We start from the raw sequence: 19,893 nt of genomic DNA, 5'->3' as shown, positions 1-19,893 counted from the left end.
CGTTATGCCGAATGAATCACATAATAATTTACGATATTTACCGAAAATAACTAATAATAGTTGCGTTCAACCGAAAATAATCGACTAAATACCGCAAAAATTTCATGTTTTTCCTTAAATTTTGCAAATATGACCGAAAATGTAGGATAGAGGTCTCCTCCCATCCTCCACATTTTCTTAAATCTTAAGAACTATATTCCCTAAAAAATTGAAAATATTTACCGTAAAAACAACACAAAAAGAGCTGCCATTTCAAATGACAGCTCCCTTGTTTCTTCATTATATTTACATCACCTTAGACAGGCCAATTGTTTTTTCAATAATGAGCAACGCAATGATAGAAATGATAATAAATATGACAGATATCGCATTGACACTCGGATCAAAGGTTTGCTCAATGTAATTAAACGTCCTGACGGGAATCGTAATCGTTTGAGGAGAGGAAACGAACAAACTAATCGATATTTCCCCAAATGACGTCACAGCTGAAAACACCCCGCCTGCAATAATTCCTGGCTTTATCAAAGGCAGCGTCACTCGAAAGAATGTGCGAATGGGTCCTGCGCCAAGATTCATTGAAGCTAGCTCAAGCCGTGGGTCCAAATTCGATACACTGACGCCTACTGTTCGAACCACATAGGGAAAGCCAATAATGACGTGACCTATAACAAGCGCCCACAAAGATCCCGTAAACCCCATAGCCGTAAACAAATAAAGCATGGCAATCCCTAACACTACTTGAGGAATCATAAGAGGTGACAAAATGAAGGCTTGAATGGCCTCCTTTCCCTTAAAGGAAAGCCTTGCTAAAGCATACGAAGCCATCGTGCCTAAAAGAACCGTGAGAGGCGTTACGATGAATAGCAAAATCACACTGATACGCAGAGACTCCATCCATTCTGGATTCGACACGACCTCTTGAAACCAACGAACAGAGAACGAAGTCGGCGGAAATTCAGGAAAGGCATTTGGACTAAAAGCAGATAAGACGATGACAAGAACAGGTATGGTCAAAAAGAGATAAACCAATGACCCAGCAGTCCAAACCAGGATTGAAAGCAAGCGATCACCAAATGATTTTTTACGCATGCATCCTCGCCTCCCAACGCTTCAATAGATAGCTTAATAAACTGACCACCACAAGCACACAAACCAATAACGTAAAGGACATCGCTGCAGCAAGAGGCAAGTTATACACCTGCATGACCTGCTGATAAATAGACAGAGGCAGCAGCGGCTGCATTCTTCCGCCGACTAAGAGCGGAGTGATATAGCTCCCAGCCGCCAGCGAAAAGACAATAATAGCCCCAGTCACCATCCCTGGAATGGTCAATGGAAAGGTCACATGAAAGAAGGTTCGAATTCGTCCAGCTCCTAGACTCATAGAAGCCGATCGTAAATGACGATCCATATCAGTTAAGCTCGTCGCAATAGGCAGCACTGCAAAAGGCAGCATGACCTGAACATAAGCAATAATCACCGCATTCATATTCCACAGCATAGAGAGCGGCTTCTCAATCACATGTAAATCTAATAACATGCCATTGATCAGACCATTTTGTGAAAGAAGGACAATCCATGCAAACGTCCGAATCACTACGCTTGTCAAAAGCGGGGAGACAAGTAAGATATAGAAAAATGCCCGCAGACGTGGATGAGGTGCCTTGACGAGCACGTATGCTGCAGGGTATGCCATCAATAAACAAATCACCGTTGTCTGTAAGGCTACCCACACTGTACTTCCAATCGCCTTCACATACGCATCTGTCGTGAACACATGTATATATTGAGAAAAACTATACGTTTGTAATGTGTTCATCATTGAATCCACATCGCGAAAACTGAGGACGAACATCATCACTAGCGGCGCTAGAAGAAATACAACAAGGAACAAACACGCCGGCAGCAGCATGAACCAATGAAATCGCTGATTCTTTTTCTTGATACGCATCACGTATGCACCTTCGAATCTAGGAAAACGATATCTTCAGGCTGCCAATTGATATGAATAGCTTCTCCAGCTTTCGGCAGTTCAGGAAATGCTGCATCGGAAGCATGGACAATCATTTCACCGCTATCGAGCTCTACCACCAAACGTAATGAGTGACCAATATAACTGACATCTGCCAGCACGCCTGATACATAGTTGGACTGAACGTCTTCCCGCTCAGAAGATATGTTGATTCTTTCTGGACGGAGCATGAGTAAATGCTTCTCCTTCTTCTCTTGGTGTGCCGCTGCCTTTAACTGAACTTCCTGCCCGTTTGACTGGATTAAATGAGGAACGATAAATATAGCTTTCGCTTCATCATAGACTGCCTCGAATAGGTTCACTTGTCCGATAAATTCAGCAACAAATCGATTGTTTGGCTGGCGGTACACCTCTAAAGGCGTTCCAATCTGCTGGATTTTCCCCTCTCCTAAAATCCCAACCCGATCAGAAAGACTTAATGCTTCCTCTTGATCATGGGTCACGAGAATGGTGGTAATTCCGACATTCCTTTGAATATTTCGAAGCTCCGTCTGCATATTTTTTCTTAGTTTTGCATCTAGATTGCTGAGCGGTTCATCAAGAAGAAGAACAGATGGCTGAATCGCAAGCGCCCTTGCAATCGCTACCCGCTGCTGCTGTCCACCACTTAATTGATGCGGCATACGTTTAGCAAACGCTTCTAATTGCACAAGAGATAAACTCTCCATTACCTTCTCTTTGATTTCAGCCTTCTTTTTCTTTTGAACCTTTAACCCATACGCCACATTATCAAATACGGTCAGATGCGGAAAGAGTGCATAGCTTTGAAAAACCATACCCGTTTTTCTTTGATAAGGCGGTAAATTCGTCACATTCTGATCACCAATATAGACTACACCTTTTGTTGGTTCTAAAAAACCGCCAATGATGTTTAATAACGTTGATTTCCCGCAGCCGCTAGGACCAAGAAGGGAGAAAAACTCTCCCTCATTCACCGTAAGACTGACATCGTTAAGAGCAATCTGCTCGCCGAAATGCTGGCTGATATGTTCTAAATGGATTCCACTCATACGATCACCTATTTTCCTCCGCCTAATACTTCGTTCCATCGATTTGTCCAATTTCCCAGCTCCGAAGTTGCTGTTTCGTAATCTACCCAAGTCAGCTTGCTATAATAATTCTCTCCAACCTTGACCTTCCCCTTAATCTTGTCACCGTATTTCACATCAGAATTCGACATACCATAATAAGATTTTTCCGAGAAAGCTTCCTGAGCTTCTTTTCCACTTAAATAGTTTAATAGTTTGTAAGCCGCTTCCTCATGCTGACTTCCCTTCGTTAAAGCCCAGCTCGCAACTGCTGCAACAGCGCCTTCTTTCGGATATGAAAAACCAATACTCATTCCTTCTTCTTCAAGTGCAAATGCTCGTCCATCCCAATATGGAACTGCTACGACGTCACCACGTTCTAACAAGGTTTGAATAGACCCTGGATTATCTGGAAAAGCAGCAACATGCCCTTTTAATTGCGAAAGGCTTTTAAAGGCTTTATCAATATCCTTAGGATTTGATTCTGTCCCCCCTTGAGCATGGACAAGCGCAGAGAAAAATTGCAGCCCGGCTGAATAAGTCGGAGATGAAATGGCTACCTTCCCTTTTAGCTGACTGCTCCATAGGTCTGTCCAGCTGTTTGGTTCCTGCTTTACGAGGTCTTTTCGATAAGCAATTCCAAGCTGACCCATACTAAAGCCTGCTGCATATTGTTTTCCATCAACAGTGAGCTTCTTTTGGACAGAACGGTAAAGTTTTTTGACATTCGGTGCTTGATCTTCATCGATAGGTGCAAGAACGTTTGCTGCAATGCCTCTTTGAATCGTATCAGGCTGTAAAATAAGCAGGTCATACGGTGGATTTTTACCATTTGACGCTTTTAATTTTGTAAACCATTCAGAATCCGCACCAGAGACGGTTTGGACTTTAATTCCCGTATCTTTTTCAAACTTTTCAAGGATCGGTTTGATATTCTTTTCCCAATCGCCCCCGTATACGCCAACGATCACAGTCTGCTGCTGTTTACCTTGATCCTGTCCATTCCCACCGCAAGCTGTCAGCAGTAAAATCATTGACAGAACACCTGCAAAAATAGTGATTAATCTTCTTTTCATGATTCATTTCCCCCTTTTTGTCCATCCATATGACGAAGTGCTTGAATAATATCTTTCTTTGTTAACGGCTCATTTCTATGACTGAAATATTGATGAACTGCATGTTTATAATGTGTACGTTCATTGGCTGGGTAGGAACGCAGCCGCACAGCAAGCTCGCTACTGGCTTCATCCGTCCATACTTTCTCATAAGCTTCTCTGTGTTCTCCGACATCCCACATGATATTAGCAGGATGATTACCCTTTTCACGAAACTGATTCGTTTGCTCCTCATCAATCTTCCATTCATTTTGGTCTAGATACACTTTAACGCCATATTGCTGCAGCGCTCTTTCTTCACTTAATAAACCTGCTTCCACTTCATGAAGGACTTTTTCTTTCTCTCTTGCAAATGGATTTCCCCAACCGCCTCCACTTGGTGATATCAATTGCACAATATCGCCTTTTTCAAGACGTAGAACATCTATTTTCGGTTGGTCTTGTTTTTCATCTTTTGCTGTGACTAGCTTGACCTCACCGATAGCTCCCGCTCGTCCGCCCATTAGCCCCCAAGGCTGAAACTTCATACGTTCCATACCTCGTGCGGTCACCATGGATTCAGGCTTGATCATTTCAAATTCCAAACCAATCGCATGTCCGCCTCTGTTTTCTCCTGCCCCGCCTGTGTTCGGCAAAAGCTCATATCGGTGAACATGAATATCAATATGCTGTTCTAAACTCTCAATAGGTGTATTCTTCAAAAAGCCAGACGAATGATCAATACCATCTACTCCGTCCGTTCCATTTTGAGCACCACCGCCTCCGCCTAATGGTTCGACAACAGACATTTTCCTGCCGCCTGTTTGATTATCAGGAACAGAGAGAACAACAATAGCTGATTGACCTGCACCTGCTGCCGGCACTGCTTCAGGTAACAGCTTACCAATGGCGCCTAGCACGACATTGAACAGCCGCATCGTAATTGAATGCCGAATACCAACAGAAGCCGGGTATTCTGGATGCACTAGCGTCCCTTTAGGTGAAATCACTTCAATCGGATATGTGATTCCGCCATTAATCGGTATAAAGGGATCTTTACTAATAATGTAATTAATCAATCCTTGATATAGGAAGGAATGCTTCTGACCATTGGTGACAAGGTTAAAAGCTGTTTTCACTTGCGGGTCACACTCAGAAAAATCAAGCGTTAGCCGCTTTCCTTTGACCGTTAACTTAATTTTCAACCGTATCGGCACATCCGAGATCATATCATCATCTAAATAATCAGCAAATTCACTCGTTCCATCCGGAATGGCTTCAATGACCTTTCCTGCACGAACCTCAGATTGTTTCAGGAGGTCCATCATTCCTTGTTTCACTTCATTTATTCCAAATTTCCCGATCATTTCTTTTAACCGAATTTCTGCTGTATTTACTGCAGCAATCATTGCATTGATATCCCCATCATTTAAATGACTGGCTCGGCTGTTGGCTCTTAAAAAAGTACGTACAACCTGATTCTCTTTTCCGCCTTCATAAATTTTCACTGGCGGTATTCTTAATCCTTCTTGATGAACATCGGTCGCTGTCGGTGAAATACTCGAGGGTACAAGTCCGCCCACATCACTTACATGAACAAAAGACCAAGCATAGCTGACAATTTCACCATCTACGAAAATCGGCTTAATGATATGAACATCCGGCAGGTGAGTCGCTAAACCATCTGTCGTATAAGGGTCATTTGTGATGATAATATCTCCTGGCTGCATCGGTCCGCTCTCTTCAATCGCTTTTTTAAGACTCAGCCCTAAAAAGATCGTGACACCCACTGTCTTCGGATAAACAAAGAAATCTCCAGAAGGCGTGGCTAACGCTGTCGCAAAGTCAGCTGATTCTTTAACGAAAGTCGTAAAAGACGTCCGCTCAATGACATGTCCCATGCCAGATGCAATTGCATTAAAATAACTGCGCATCATCTCAAGCTTTGCTGGATCAGTTCTCATATAAAGCCGCCTCCCTTGAAATCACCAAGTTCCCTGATTGATCAATGCCTCCTGCCCAATTTGGCAGAATCAATATTGTTGTATCATCCTGCTCAATGATGGCAGGTCCATTAATGACAGAGCCTACTGACAAAGTATCTCTGTAATAAATAGCTGCTTCATATTCTTTTTCTTCTATAAAGATTCGCCTGTATTCATGTGGCTTCAAAGATTGTCCGCTGCTTTCATGAACAGGTGTGAAAGGCAGTGGCGGCGTCTCGCCTATGACTCGAACTCGTAAATGAGTAAACTCGATGTTCGCCTGATCATCTCTATGCCCATATTGACGCTGATGTAGCTTGTGAAAGGCTTCAATGAGTTGATGGATATCTTGTTCTTGCGTCAGCCATTCAGCTGATAATGGTAATTCAATCTCAAAGGCTTGTCCTTGATAACGTGCATCTGCCAATAATAGTATGGATGTCTGTTTAATATGCTGAATGTTCTGCTGACTGAACCAATCAGTCGCTTTTCGAGAAAGCACCTCATAATCTTGTTTTAGTTGATCTATCGAGTAGTCTTGTAAGCATATTTTCTTCGACAGTACTGCATCATGAATAAAATCAGCGTTCAAGGCACCTAATGCACATAATGTTCCTGGACTTGGAGGAACGACCACGTTTTTCGCATGAATTTCTCTCACAAGGAAATTCGCTACAACCGGTCCTGCTCCGCCAAACGCTAGTAAACTAAAATCTCTTGGGTCAAACCCTTGCTGCTCCATGACATTGCTTAATTCTGTGTACATATTGGCGACAGCTACTTGAATCAGCTGGTCAGCCGCTTCTTCTACCGTTTTGTTGAGCTGGTCAGCAATTGGCTGAAAGGCCTTTTCCGCCGCGGACAGCTGTAGTTGTAAATGTCCTCCGGCAAAACGCTCTTGATTGAGATAACCACATATGAGGAACGCGTCAGTTAAGGCGGCTTTCATTCCCTTTCCATACGAAGCTGGTCCCGGCTGTGAGCCAACTGATTCTGGTCCTGCTTTGAGAAGCCCGCCCTGATCAATCCATGCAACAGAACCCCCGCCTGCCCCTATTGAATACATCGCAACAGATGGAAGAATGATCGGAAAACCTGAAAGCTGATTTGACTGAGCCATTGTAGGCTGTCCATTTTGAATAATGGAGATATCTGCACTCGTCCCCCCAACATCAAACGTGATCAGATTGGATTCGTTTGCAGCGGCTGCAATTCTTGCCGCACCAATGACACCAGCTGCCGGACCAGAAAAAAGTGTTTTAACAGGTGAAGTTGCTGCACTTTCTGCATCCATTAAACCACCATTTGATTGTGTAATGTATGGAGAAATTGGTACACCTTCTTCTTTCAAACGGCTTTTCAATGTTTGTAAATACTGTTTCACCTTTGGTTGGATATACAAATTGACAACAGACATCACAGTACGCTCGTATTCTCTCATTTGGGGCCATAATTCAGATGAAGTAAGGACTTCTAATTGCGGATAATGGTGTTTGATATAGGCTTTTGCCTGTAATTCATGAACTTGATTTTGATAGCTATGTAAAAAAGAAATGACAATACCTGCTAGTCCTTTAGACATGACCTGCTGGACAGCATGATCTAATTGCTGCAGATGGAGAGGTTTTTTGATCGTACCATCGTGTATCAACCTTTCAGAGATTGGATATACATGCTTTCGTGGTATCAATGGTTCTGGCAAACGAGAATTGAAGTCATAAGGAATGGGTAATCGTAAACGCTGTAGTGACAATATGTCTTGAAAGCCTTCGGTCACAAAAAGGGCCAAATCTGCTCCTTTTCTCTGCAATAATGTATTAAGACCGATTGTCATGCCATGTACGAGATATTGGATTTTAGATAAATCAACACCTCTGTCTTTTAGAAGTTTTAGCCCATTGATAATTCCCTGAGCTGGGTCGTCAGTCACTGTGGGTGTTTTGAGTTCAGTTAGCGCCCCTGTTGCTTCATTCATCAGCGATAAGTCAGTAAATGTTCCGCCTATGTCTATGCCAAGCCGATAAGAGACATCCGCCATTTGTACTTCCCTCCTACAATGTAAATAGAATGATATTTTGATAAATTACGACATTTTTTGATATTTGACTCCATATTATTAAAGCATATCGGTCTAGTCAATTTTATTTTTTTAAAATTTCTGTGTGTTAAATTCTTGAAATTAGCCCAAAAAGCAGTGATAAAGCCATTTTGATAAAGCATAATCTTTTTATGAACTGAAAAATTAAAATTTTTATGAATTTTTACAAATGTGAAAAGCAAGAAAATGGATAAAAACCGTTTTTCGAACTTTAAAAGGCGTTTTTTCAAAACCAGGAGAAATTGGTAAGTAATTCTGCTATACTTCTGTTTACAAAATACGCAAACAAGAAAGAGAGCTAGCATCTATGAAACTTCTTAAAATCATTCTCTTGCTTTTACTGGTCGTCGTTAGTGTAGCAACAGGCTATATTCAGCTGGAGCAAAGTAAACAAGAGACGACGAATTCATCTTATGACAAAACGATTCACTTCCCATCAGATCGTTACCCCGAAACCGCTAAGCACATAGAAGAGGCCATTGATGAAGGCCATTCATCCGTATGTACGATTGACCGTAAACATAGCGATGAACAAAGAGAACAATCACTTCATGGCATCCCAACAAAGCGCGGGTATGATCGGGACGAATGGCCGATGGCGATGTGTAAGGAAGGAGGAACAGGAGCTTCAGTCAAATATATTAATCCTTCAGATAATAGAGGAGCAGGCTCATGGGTCGGTCATCAATTATCGGATGATCCTGACGGCACAAGAATACAATTTATCATCGATTAATGCCATTTCCCTTTTTTATCTAAAAAAATTTCCTCGTAACTGCATTGAGGTATTTCAAACATTTTTTTCATGCCGATAATCCTTAAGGAGGTTTACCCTACCTTATACCTAAAGGAGTCAAAAAGCATGAAGAACAAGGGGAAACTGAGGCTTGGTGCCAAAATTTTGCTGATCTTTTTAAGTGTCATCATCATCTTTTCAGCAATTGTTGGTTATATGGTGAATCGTGAAATGACAGAAAACATCAAGCACATGGCCACTGAAAAAACAAAAGGTGATGTAAAGCTAGGCTATGCCTACTTGCTCAAAACGCAGCAATTGAAGCAGCACGAGCAGGCGAGCATGGGAAAGGATTTGCGGTTGTCGCAGACGAAGTGAGAAAGCTCGCTGAGGAATCACAAGCATCATCAAATTTGATTTCCCATCTCATTTCTGAAATCCAAAAAGAGATGACTCATTCAACAAATGCGATCAAACGAGTAAGAGAGGAAGCGGCTCTAGGGACTGTACTTATTTCTCATACAGAAGAATCATTTATTGATATTCAACAGTCAATGAGAGAAGTGGCAGATGGCATCAAGCATTTATCTAGTGCATCACAAAAAATCGCAGCTTATACAAACGATGCGAAACGATCCTTTGCCACTATTACAGAAGGGGTTAAACTAACGAGTGAACATTCACAGCAAGTAGCCGGTTTAACAGAAGAACAATTTGCCGCAATGGAAGAAGTAACTGCTTCATCAGAAGCTCTTGCTCATTTAGCAGGAGATTTAAAAGCAATGGTTTCACAATTTCACATCTAGATTCCTCATATAGAAGCGCAAGACGGCGACAATCGTCTTGCTGCCTAACATTCTCTTCAAGAATCATTCTTTCAACCATTCACATTCCAATGAAAATCTTTGTATAAAGGAGTTTTTTAAATGAATAACTTAAACCAAGCCTATTCCCTATCTATCTCCTATAACCAAATCACCGTATACACCGGAAGCAAAACACCACCTGTGATTGACTGGTCAGATGATGACATTCTTCAAGGATTCGCCATAGGAGATCACGGTGTATCCTTTGAAGGGGTCAACAACGGAAAAGCATCTGTTACCGTAACTTTAAATAGCAATATGCCCCCAGCTTCGGCTGACAGAACGGTCACAGTGCCTTTTACGCATGCAAGCGATCAAGTTTATATCACAAGCGTCATGGCTCAGGTGCTGTCTTTCCCTATTCCAAAGGGAGACTATCAGCTCACCTGCTATACTTCTCAGCAGCCTGATCAAGACCTTTATCATATGAATTTCCAAACGGTGTAGGTCACGACTGATCGTACAAATCAAGCCACTTTTCCGCAAAGTCTACCGATTCTCTCACCGGTAATAAATATGAACTGGCAAGCCCGATTTGACCGTGATGATGAGTGCCTCCTGATAGAAGAAAGTCACGGCCGATCTGCTCAAATAGTTCTTCTCTTGTGATAATATCTTGGTACTCTTTCCATACCCTCCATCCATTTTCTAAGATGGGAGCTCCTCTTGTCATGAGGTCTTGCTGAGGAATGCGATATTCAGCCAGATGGAAAGCTGTCAGACTTTCAAAAGACGTACCAATCAGCAACACCTGAGCCTGAAGATCATACATGCGGGCTAGAGGCGAATGTTCCCCTAATCCAAAAGAAAGTGCGTGGTGTTTCAGAAGCTCATGTTTCTTTTTCCCCCAGGCCGTGAATGAAAAATGAGGATGATTGCTTCTCGCCACGCCCGGGTATTTCCAAAACGTTTCCGCTACCTTTCCCATTGCTGTTGGCATCGAGTAAGCTGGATCAAATGCAGGCATCGTGTCTTTGATCGATTTCCACCATGAAAAAGGAACAGGCGGATCGATCCAATCAGCGGGATCAGAAATCTCTAACGTTTGTGCCGGCATGATCAGTGTCCCCTCTTCTGTTAAGGTTTCCATCAATGCTTGTATGAGGGCAACAGCGCCTCCGTTTACCCAGCCGATAGATGATAAGGATGAGTGAACACATAAAATCATGCCTTTTTTCACACCAAGTTGAACCAAGTCTGCTTTGATTTTTTCCTTTGTCACCGGTTCAGCTTGATTTTCGATTAATTTTTTCATCGTTCTTTTTCCTCCTGCGTCTCTTTTCTTACTGATGAATGAGACGCTTAACCGCAATAGACAGTTTATAATTTGCGTAATTTGTCAGCTCCGTTAAAAACAGATCCAGTTCATCATGACTGAAGAAATGGCCTTCAGCCATATAGCAGCCTTCACCACTTATTTTAAATAAATTCTTGATCTCTTCCTGTCGGTCGAGAAAGGACAGAAGCGGTTCGTGATGATGACTGCGGGTATAGAGCTGCATAAATGTTTGGATGGTGTTTTGCGTCCGCCAGTCAATCGAAATGGTATATGCTTCAATCACACCCTCTTCTTCAAGCTTTAACACACGATTTGCAACAGCTTGACCCGTTAAATGAACTTTTTCACCTAGCGCTTTCATAGTTAATCGACTGTTTTTTGAGAGCTCTTTTAAAATATCCATATCGGTTTGGTCTAACATTGGCTCACCTCTTTCAAAAATCAAGTCCTTCTGATGAAAGACTTTCACAACCCTCTGTCACATGGAACTCTTTTAATATACTGTAAACTTAATCAGAAAAAAAGGAGGCCTTTTCATGAAAATCACGCTCATTCGGAATGCTACTTTCTACCTTGAATATGGTCAGGCAACTTTCTTCATTGATCCCTTTTTAGCAGCAAAAGGAACATATCCACCGTTTCCTCATACAGCCAATCAACATTTGAACAATCCGATTGTTGATCTGCCTGTAAACATTGACTTAGACAACATGCTACACCCAGATGCTGTCTTACTCACTCATTTGCACGTGGATCACTTTGATGACGAGGCGAAACAAAAATTAGCCCAAGACCAACCCATTTATACGCAATCGGATAATGACAAAAAAGAAGTTGAAGAGGCCGGTTTCCAGCATGTCACATGCATTGAAGATGAAATAGACATTTATGGTGTTCATATTCAGCGGACAGGTGGACAGCATGGGACAGGAGAAATTGCAAAGCGGATGGGACAGGTCAGCGGTTTTGTTTTCTTTCACCCTGATGAACCTACCCTTTACATTGCAGGTGATACCATTTGGTGTGATGAGCCGAAGGAGGTTATCAATACTTGCAAGCCAGATGTCATTGTGGTCAATAGCGGAGCTGCTCAATTTTTAGAAGGCGATCCAATTACGATGACGAAGGAAGACATTTTAGACGTTCACCGTTCTCATCCAACAGCACAAATTGTCGCTACTCACCTTGAGGCAGTGAATCATTGCTTACTAACAAGAGCCTCTTTACAAGCTTACATTCAAGAGCATCAAGCAGCACAAGCCATTTTTGTCCCTAAAGATGGTGAAAGTCTCTCCTTCTGAATAGATTGATAAACAATAAAAAACCGGCACCTCGCTGCCGGTTTCATCCTTATGGTCAATGGTGCTGTGGTTTTTTCAGCAATGGCACAAATCCGTTGTTTTTCAAATGATTGTAATGTTCATCCATTCGTTTCGTAATATGTGTACCTTGTTCCTTTGTTAACACACCATATTGGACGTACTTCTCAATCACTTCTTTTCGTTTAGAAAGAATTTGCTGCTCAAGCGTTTCAATTTGTTTTTGTTGTTCTGTCGTTAGTTTTACTTGATGCGTTACTGGACGCTTTTCCATTTGGGGTGTTTCTCCATGAGCTGTTTCCATATAAAAACCAGACAACAGCATCACCGATAATATGATCAAGCCACTTATTTTTTTCATCATTTTCTTCCCTCCTTTATTCGCATTTATTTTGTACGCACTTTCCTTTTTTATACATTATCTCACGTTGCAAATTGCACATAATATTCTTACTTTTTCGCTTTTCTTCTGAAAACGTTGTCCTAACAGAAAAAGCGTGCTATGTTTTGTTTTGTATAAAAAATAGAGGAGGATTCTTAAATGAGTCGTTTTTATCATAGAAAATCGATCTGGGTAATGCTTGTTGTGTCTGCTTTCATACTTGTCTTGTCTGCTTGCAGTCAATCAGGCTCTTCTCAGTCTGGAGATTCAAAGTGGGATGAGATTCAAAAGAAAGGGAAAATCGTGGTTGCTACTTCAGGGACCCTTTATCCAACGTCATATCATGATACCGCTAATGGCAAGGATCAATTGACTGGTTATGAAGTGGAAGTGGTCAAAGAAGCATTTAAACGCCTGGATGTGAAAGTAGAATTTAAAGAAATGGGCTATGATGGCATGCTGAGCGCCATTAATTCTGGTCAAGTTGATGCCGCTGCAAATGACATTGACATCACAGATGACAGAAAAGATAAGTTCGCCTTTTCAACTCCTTATAAATATTCTTATGGCACAGCGATCGTAAGAAAAGATGATTTGTCTGGCATTAAAACGTTAAAAGATTTAAAAGGAAAGAAAGCAGCTGGTGCTGCCACAACGATTTACATGGATGTCGCTCGCAAGTATGGTGCGAAGGAAGTCATTTATGATAATGCGACAAACGAGCAATACTTAAAGGATGTCGCTAACGGTCGTACAGATGTCATTCTAAATGATTATTACTTGCAGACACTAGCTCTAGCTGCATTCCCGAAATTAAATATTACGATTCACCCTGACTTAAAATACATGCCAAACGAACAAGGTTTTGTGATGAAGAAGGACAACACAGAGCTTCAAAAAGAATTAAATCGTGTCTTAAAAGAAATGAAAAAAGACGGAACCATGAAAAAGATTTCCGAAAAATTCTTTAATCATGCAGACGTCTCAAAGAAAATAGATGCTGATGTCGAAGATGTCGACATTTCTAAATAAGGAGCCGCAAGCGTGGCAGATATTCATTTAGAATATATATTTAATCCTGCACTGGCAAAGGCGTCATTTCCATTTGTCATGAAAGGCATCTGGCTGACGCTGCTCATTTCCTTTGTGAGCATGTTTTTTGGCACCATTCTTGGCTTTTTTATTGCGCTTGCCAGAATGGCGAATACGTGGGTGCTTTGGCTGCCTGCACGGCTGTATATCTCATTCATGCGTGGCGTGCCCATTCTGGTGATTTTGTTTATTCTTTATTTTGGATTTCCTTATATCGGCATTGAGTTTACAGCGGTCACTGCTGCCATTATTGGATTCAGCTTCAATAGCGCTGCCTATATTGCAGAAATCAATCGGGCGGCCCTCTCATCTGTTCCAAGTGGACAGGTGGAAGCTGCCAAGTCACTAGGTCTCAGCTATTGGCAAACGATGCGCGGTGTCATTTTGCCTCAATCCGTCCGCATCGCACTGCCGCCATTGACCAATGTCATGCTCGATTTAATCAAAGCCTCCTCACTGGCTGCAATGATTACTGTCCCCGAACTATTCCAGCAAGCAAAGATCGTAGGTGGGCGCGAATTCGATTATATGACCATGTATATTTTGGTCGCCCTCATTTACTGGGGCATTTGCAGCGTAGTCTCATTACTTCAGGACTTTTTAGAAAAACGCTATGCAAAATATCTGTAACAAAAAAGAGCAGATCCAAGCGACCTGCTCTTTTTTATATTCAGCTTTAATGTATGAGCCATAACCACGCATATAACCCCAATAAAGTAAGGATCAAGGTTGGGATGGTCAGGATGATTCCGGCTTTCATGTATGCACCCCAAGAGATATGGACGCCCTTTTTCTTAAGAACATGAAGCCACAGCAATGTCGCCAATGAGCCGATAGGGGTCATTTTCGGACCAAGGTTAGAGCCGATGACATTGGCATATATCAATCCGTCTCTCATGACGCCTGCTGTATCTGTATGACCGATCGCAATCGCATCAATTAACACAGTAGGCAGATTGTTCATGACAGAGGACAGCACTGCGGCAAGCACACCCATAAACATCGTTCCCGCAAGCAAGCCATGCGATGCTCCTTGTTCGATCCATGCCGCCAATATTTCTGTGAGACCGACATTCTTCAGTCCATATACGACGACATACATGCCGATTGAGAAAAAGACAATGGACCACGGTGCTTCTTTTACGACACGTTTTGTCGCCACTTGGGGACTTCTTCTTGCCAGCCACAAGAAGACAAGAGCAATACCGCCCACAATGATGGAGACCGGAACCCCAATGAGTTCCCCTGCAAAATAACCGACAAGCAGACAGCCAAGCACGTACCAAGACAAGCGGAACATGCGGATATCCCGGATCGCTGATGCCGGTTCCTTCGCCTGTGATACATCGTATGTTTTTGGGATAAGCTTTCGGTAAAACACATAAAGCACTAACATGCTTGCTCCAAGTGACACAAGGTTTGGCACGAACATGTTTGCTGTATATTCTAGAAACCCAATATGAAAATAGTCGGCTGATACGATATTGACCAAGTTACTAATGACAAATGGCAAGGAGGTTGTATCTGCAATAAAGCCGCTCGCCATCACAAAAGGCAGGATCATCCGCTCATCCAGCTTTAACGCTCTCACTACAGACAAGACGATCGGGGTCAAAATCAGTGCCGCTCCATCGTTCGCAAAAAAAGCAGCCACGACAGCGCCGAGCAATGTTAAATAAATAAACATGCGGACACCGTTCCCTTTTGCGGCTTTTGCCATATGCAGTGCAGCCCATTCGAAAAAACCGATTTCATCTAAAATTAACGAAATAATAATGATGCCAATAAACGCAAATGTTGCGTTCCATACTATTTGCGTCACTTCCCACACATCGCCCAGATGAACGACACCAAAGGCAAGTGCAAGAATGGCGCCTCCACATGCTGACCATCCAATGGTTAAACGTCCTGGCTGCCAAATGACAAGGACGAGGGTCAGGATGAAAATCAAAATGGCCAAGGTGACTGCTCCCAAAGGTGGCCCCCCTTTCATAAAATCCTTATCTATCATACAACGAAACACGGCCGTTGTATGCCATTTTCACATGAAAACCCGCAGGTGATCCCGGGCACCTGCGGATTCGATGACTATTGATCTTTTTTCATCAGCATCAATTCAATAAATAACTCACATCGCTGGCTGAAGTGACTTAAATCGATTGAGGTCATATCAAAGATTTGTTTCATTCGATAGTTTAATGTATTTTGATGAATAAACAACTGCTCTGCGGCTGGCTTTAGCTTGCAGTTATTCAATAAATAGACTTCAAGCGTTTTTAAAAATGAGGTTTGGCTGTCTCGGTCTTTTTCCTTCAAACGTAATAAATCTGGATTGAAGTCATTTTTCTTTTTTTGATGGCTGTAAATCGAGTCTAAGAAGCGGAAAACCCCAAGATTCTCGTAATCATATGGAATCAGCTCTTGTCCCCCCACAATTTTCACAGCCTTCACGACCTCTATCGCTTCAAATCGACTTGTGCTCATTTTCATGACATCTCGATACTCTCTTCCCATCCCAATATAAAATGGAGAAGGATGGGCATGCGCTTTCGATTGCAGATGAGCGATGACGTCAGCCGCAGTGGCTTTCGGTGAGTGCCGGTCTGACAAGCTGCCCAATATGACGACAATGTCGGCTTGAACGGAGTATACGTGATTCACCTTGTCTTCTAGCTGCAAATACGTCCGAATGACGTCCTTTACATCTTCTGCCGTCTCACTTTTGTTATCGGCAGCGTGTACGACCATGACAGTAAATACGGCTGGCAGCGGGATGCTTAAATTCTCAGCCTCCCACTTCAGTTCTTCTTCTGTATAAAAATGATCATCCATGACCTTTTTAAAAAATTCTTCAATCTTGCCTTCCTTTTTCTCCAGCTGTTTCTTATTCTTATAAATCACTTTTCCCACTTGAAAGGAAGCTTCATGCAAAAATTGCAGCTCCTCCTGAGAGAGAGAATCTTCAATGTCCTGCACCCAAATAAAGCCGACAACCTCTTGTTTATGCTTGGCGCTCACAGCCACCCGCCGATTAAACCCGAGCTCGTCATGACCGCTCACATAAAAAGGCTTTGACTCCTTGTGAAGCCGCTCGATGACCCCTGTTTTCTTTAACCAATCGACTACAGACCCCGGACATTCTTTTGAGAAAATCGTTTGCTGATTGACTGGGTCAAACTGCTGAATGCTGTAAGAATTATAAGCAAGGAGCTGACACTCTGTGCTTTCTAAAATGACTGGTTTTTTTAAATACCCGCTAATAAATGCAATTAACTTATCGACATCAAAAAATGTATGAAGCTTTTCTAATATCTCTTCCATCCCGATTGCTCCCTGATTAAGTAATACATTTATCATACTTCTTTCCGGACAGATTTGCATAGAAACAAGTCGTAGACAAGCAAAAAAAAGCATGAACCCGTGTGCACAGGTTCATGCTTTTCCAACTTAAAACATTTCACTAATCGTTTTTGCCTGCATGTGTAGAGCTAGGTAATCTGGACCGCCTGCTTTTGAATCGGTTCCTGACATTTTGAATCCGCCGAATGGGTGATATCCTACGATGGCTCCTGTGCAGTTACGGTTAAAGTAGAGGTTCCCTACATGGAACTCCTGCTTCGCACGGTTGATATGATCACGATTATTGGTAATGACAGCACCTGTCAAACCATATTCCGTGTTGTTGGCTACTTCAAGTGCCTCATCAAAGCTAGATACTTTCGAGAAGGCCAAGACAGGTCCAAAGATTTCTTCTTGCATCAAGCGAGATGTTGGCTCAAGATCTGCAAAAATGGTTGGGTGAATGAAGTATCCTTCTGAATCATCACTCGTTCCGCCAGTGACTAAGCGGCCTTCCTGTTTGCCCACCTCGATATAATCCGTGATCTTGTCAAAGGACGCTTGATCAATGACAGGTCCCATGTAGACATCCGCAGAAAGAGGGTTCGCTGTTGTTTTCGTTTCTGTGATTTCCTTCACTCGCTCGATCACTTGGTCATACAGCTTCTCGTGGACGACAGCCCGAGATCCAGCTGAACATTTCTGACCTGAAAAACCGAAGGCTGATGTGAAAATGGCATTAGCCGCTAATTCGACGTCTGCATCCTCATCTACAACCACTGTATCCTTACCACCCATTTCAGCAATGACACGCTTTAAATGCTGCTGACCTGGCTGTACAATTGCCGCGCGTTCAAAGATACGTGTCCCTACTTCTCTTGAGCCAGTGAATGTAATCAGGCTTGTTTTCGGGTGATCGACTAAGTAATCTCCAACCTCTGCTCCGCTTCCTGGTACAAAGTTCACCACACCCTTTGGAAGACCTGCTTGCTCAAGCTCTTCCACAAAACGTGCCGCAATGACAGGAGTTGCACTTGCAGGTTTTAAGACAACTGTGTTCCCTGTAACGATTGGTGCTACTGTTGTTCCTGCCATAATGGCAAACAAGAAGTTCCACGGCGGAATGACGAGCGTCACGCCAGTTGGTGTGTATACGTATTGATTGTGTTCCCCTTCGCGGCTGTTCACTGGTTTGCCTTTCGCCAGCTCCAGCATTTGACGAGCATAATATTCAAGGAAGTCGATCGCTTCTGCTGTATCTGCGTCCGCTTCATTCCAAGGCTTACCTGCTTCTTTGACAAGAAGGGCTGAATACTCATGCTTTTTACGGCGAATGCTTGCCGCAGCACGGAAGATGACGCTGGCTCTTTCTTCTGGAGACGTATAGCGCCAAGTTTCAAATGCTTTCGCCGCAGCCTGAACTGCTTGTTCTGCCTCTTCTTTTCCGGCCTTTGATACGGTTCCAACAACTTCATCCTTTTTCGCTGGATTGATCGAGACAATTTGATCTTTCGTTTCGATTCTTTCTCCATTAATCACGAGCGGATAGGTTTGACCCAGTGATTCTGTTACCTTTGCTAATGCTTGTTCAAACGCTTTGAGATTTTCTTCCTGGCTAAAATCCGTGAATGGTTCATGTTTGTAAGGTGTTGTCATTTTTGTCACGCTCCCGTTTCAAATTATTTTCTCGTCATTCCTTTTAAAGCAAAGGCAATGTTTGCCGGCCGTTCTGCAAGACGTCTCATGTAGTAGCCATACCACTCTCGTCCATATGGGGTATAGACCCTCATTTGATAGCCCTCTTTCACAAGTGCCTGCTGCGTTTCTGACCTCATGCCATACAGCATTTGAAATTCGAACTGACTTGTCGGTATATTGTGTTTTTTCACAATATTTTTCGTAAACTCGATCATTTGATCGTCATGTGTCGCAATGGCTGTATAGTTCCCTGTGAGTAATTGCTTTTCGATCAGTTTCTTGTAATTCTGATCAACGTCTTTTTTGTTTGGATACGCCACTTCGGCGGATTCCTTATAGGCACCCTTTACAAGTCGTAAAAATGGTTGCAGCTCATTGAGGTCATCAAGATCCTTTTCTGTTCTGTACAAATACGCCTGCAGGACCGTACTGACATACTCATATTGAGATTTCATCTCTTTAAAAATGTCCAGCGTTTTTTGACAGCGCTGTTCATCCTCCATATCGATTGTCACCATGATACGGTGTTTTTCTGCCGTATCTAAAATACGTTTCATATTGCGATACACAAGGTCATCGTCAATATCCAGGCCGAGTGATGTCATTTTGAGTGACACGTGGGAATTGAGTCCCGCCTCAGCAATCCGCTGAATGGTTTGAATACACTCATCCGTCCGTTCATTTGCAATCTCTGCCTTTGTGACAAACTCACCAAGGTGATCGACTGTTACAGCCATTCCTTGATCATTTAATCGTTTAATGACAGAGATAGCGCTCTCAAAATCTTTCCCACCGATGATTTTCTTAGATGCAACAGCACTTCCCCAATTACGAGCAATATGGTTCAAGAGACTGCTTTTTGACAAAAACAAGAAGAAATTTCTTGTGACCGACTCCATAAAGGGCACCTCCCACTCTTTGTAAGCTATGTCTTTATTGTAAGGC

General features: G+C 42.6%; 19 protein-coding genes and 1 pseudogene. 7 read left to right on the top strand and 13 right to left on the bottom strand.

Translation table 11 applies throughout. The features are described 5' to 3' along the window. Nucleotides 1-285 precede the first annotated feature (285 nt). Genes MHI11_RS02025 through MHI11_RS02000 form a run of 6 tightly spaced genes read right to left on the bottom strand, consistent with a single transcriptional unit; the run spans nt 286 to nt 8,177 of the window. On the bottom strand, nt 286-1,089 hold the full coding sequence (locus MHI11_RS02025) for an ABC transporter permease (protein WP_044140475.1): 804 nt from the start codon (nt 1,087-1,089) through the stop codon (nt 286-288). Then, nucleotides 1,082-1,951, bottom strand: coding sequence for an ABC transporter permease (locus MHI11_RS02020; protein WP_003214329.1), 870 nt, complete (start codon nt 1,949-1,951; stop codon nt 1,082-1,084). Before MHI11_RS02020 ends, MHI11_RS02025 begins: the two co-directional genes overlap by 8 nt. After that, nucleotides 1,951-3,042, bottom strand: a complete 1,092-nt coding sequence (locus MHI11_RS02015) for an ABC transporter ATP-binding protein (RefSeq protein WP_044140474.1) — start codon at nt 3,040-3,042, stop codon at nt 1,951-1,953. Before MHI11_RS02015 ends, MHI11_RS02020 begins: the two co-directional genes overlap by 1 nt. 8 nt (nt 3,043-3,050) lie before the next feature. After that, nucleotides 3,051-4,136 (bottom strand): ABC transporter substrate-binding protein, encoded by a 1,086-nt coding sequence (locus tag MHI11_RS02010; RefSeq protein WP_044140473.1) that lies wholly within the window; start codon nt 4,134-4,136, stop codon nt 3,051-3,053. Then, the gene (locus MHI11_RS02005) at nt 4,133-6,118 is read right to left on the bottom strand and encodes a hydantoinase B/oxoprolinase family protein (RefSeq protein ID WP_340960297.1); all 1,986 of its coding nucleotides are present in this window, start codon (nt 6,116-6,118) and stop codon (nt 4,133-4,135) included. The genes MHI11_RS02010 and MHI11_RS02005 overlap by 4 nt, the downstream gene beginning before the upstream one ends. Further along, complete coding sequence (locus tag MHI11_RS02000) at nt 6,108-8,177, bottom strand: hydantoinase/oxoprolinase family protein (protein WP_340960295.1); 2,070 nt, start codon at nt 8,175-8,177, stop codon at nt 6,108-6,110. Before MHI11_RS02000 ends, MHI11_RS02005 begins: the two co-directional genes overlap by 11 nt. A 367-nt stretch (nt 8,178-8,544) precedes the next feature. Between MHI11_RS02000 and MHI11_RS01995 the strand changes: the two genes are divergently transcribed. From MHI11_RS01995 to MHI11_RS01980, 4 genes and pseudogenes are all read left to right on the top strand, one after another. Beyond that, on the top strand, nt 8,545-8,973 hold the full coding sequence (locus MHI11_RS01995; RefSeq protein WP_340960294.1) for a NucA/NucB deoxyribonuclease domain-containing protein: 429 nt from the start codon (nt 8,545-8,547) through the stop codon (nt 8,971-8,973). 126 nt (nt 8,974-9,099) lie between these two features. Further along, complete coding sequence (locus tag MHI11_RS01990; RefSeq protein ID WP_044140468.1) at nt 9,100-9,351, top strand: hypothetical protein; 252 nt, start codon at nt 9,100-9,102, stop codon at nt 9,349-9,351. Then, nucleotides 9,270-9,779 (top strand): annotated as a pseudogene (locus MHI11_RS01985) (methyl-accepting chemotaxis protein); the annotation flags it as partial. The gene MHI11_RS01990 and the pseudogene MHI11_RS01985, both read left to right, overlap by 82 nt. 120 nt (nt 9,780-9,899) lie before the next feature. After that, nucleotides 9,900-10,286, top strand: coding sequence for a competence protein ComJ (locus tag MHI11_RS01980; RefSeq protein ID WP_340960293.1), 387 nt, complete (start codon nt 9,900-9,902; stop codon nt 10,284-10,286). A 1-nt stretch (nt 10,287) separates the two neighbouring features. Here the strand turns inward: MHI11_RS01980 and MHI11_RS01975 are convergent, their stop codons facing one another. Both MHI11_RS01975 and MHI11_RS01970 read right to left on the bottom strand, forming a co-directional pair. Further along, the gene (locus MHI11_RS01975; RefSeq protein WP_340960292.1) at nt 10,288-11,094 is read right to left on the bottom strand and encodes an aminoglycoside N(3)-acetyltransferase; all 807 of its coding nucleotides are present in this window, start codon (nt 11,092-11,094) and stop codon (nt 10,288-10,290) included. Nucleotides 11,095-11,122: 28 nt separating this feature from the next. Further along, nucleotides 11,123-11,539, bottom strand: coding sequence for an Lrp/AsnC family transcriptional regulator (locus MHI11_RS01970; protein WP_217012742.1), 417 nt, complete (start codon nt 11,537-11,539; stop codon nt 11,123-11,125). A 115-nt stretch (nt 11,540-11,654) separates the two neighbouring features. On the opposite strand from MHI11_RS01970, the gene MHI11_RS01965 reads away from it, so the two are divergent. After that, entirely contained in the window at nt 11,655-12,419 is a 765-nt protein-coding gene (locus MHI11_RS01965) for an MBL fold metallo-hydrolase (protein WP_044140464.1), read from the top strand. A 55-nt stretch (nt 12,420-12,474) separates the two neighbouring features. Here the strand turns inward: MHI11_RS01965 and MHI11_RS01960 are convergent, their stop codons facing one another. After that, entirely contained in the window at nt 12,475-12,798 is a 324-nt protein-coding gene (locus tag MHI11_RS01960) for a YckD family protein (protein WP_044140620.1), read from the bottom strand. A 180-nt stretch (nt 12,799-12,978) separates the two neighbouring features. On the opposite strand from MHI11_RS01960, the gene MHI11_RS01955 reads away from it, so the two are divergent. Both MHI11_RS01955 and MHI11_RS01950 read left to right on the top strand, forming a co-directional pair. Next, nucleotides 12,979-13,851, top strand: coding sequence for a transporter substrate-binding domain-containing protein (locus tag MHI11_RS01955; protein ID WP_003214277.1), 873 nt, complete (start codon nt 12,979-12,981; stop codon nt 13,849-13,851). Between the two features lie 12 nt (nt 13,852-13,863). Next, nucleotides 13,864-14,541, top strand: a complete 678-nt coding sequence (locus MHI11_RS01950; protein WP_340960291.1) for an amino acid ABC transporter permease — start codon at nt 13,864-13,866, stop codon at nt 14,539-14,541. A 46-nt stretch (nt 14,542-14,587) separates the two neighbouring features. Here the strand turns inward: MHI11_RS01950 and MHI11_RS01945 are convergent, their stop codons facing one another. The 4 genes from MHI11_RS01945 to MHI11_RS01930 all read right to left on the bottom strand — a co-directional run bounded on the left by MHI11_RS01945 (nt 14,588) and on the right by MHI11_RS01930 (nt 19,847). Further along, a complete protein-coding gene (locus MHI11_RS01945; RefSeq protein WP_065098769.1) occupies nt 14,588-15,886 on the bottom strand; it encodes an arsenic transporter in 1,299 nt (432 codons plus the stop codon). A gap of 113 nt (nt 15,887-15,999) precedes the next feature. Continuing rightward, the gene (locus MHI11_RS01940) at nt 16,000-17,232 is read right to left on the bottom strand and encodes a PucR family transcriptional regulator (RefSeq protein WP_340960290.1); all 1,233 of its coding nucleotides are present in this window, start codon (nt 17,230-17,232) and stop codon (nt 16,000-16,002) included. A 126-nt stretch (nt 17,233-17,358) separates the two neighbouring features. Then, nucleotides 17,359-18,906, bottom strand: coding sequence for an L-glutamate gamma-semialdehyde dehydrogenase (gene pruA / locus MHI11_RS01935; protein ID WP_340960287.1), 1,548 nt, complete (start codon nt 18,904-18,906; stop codon nt 17,359-17,361). 23 nt (nt 18,907-18,929) lie between these two features. Then, nucleotides 18,930-19,847: a proline dehydrogenase family protein gene (locus MHI11_RS01930; protein ID WP_065098768.1), complete on the bottom strand. Its 918-nt coding sequence runs from the start codon at nt 19,845-19,847 to the stop codon at nt 18,930-18,932. Nucleotides 19,848-19,893 lie beyond the last annotated feature (46 nt).

This window comes from Bacillus sp. FSL K6-3312, from assembly GCF_038007485.1.
Lineage (GTDB): Bacteria > Bacillota > Bacilli > Bacillales > Bacillaceae > Bacillus > Bacillus pumilus.
Note: the sequence above shows the minus strand (reverse complement) of the source record. Positions and strands in the feature narration are given on the sequence as shown.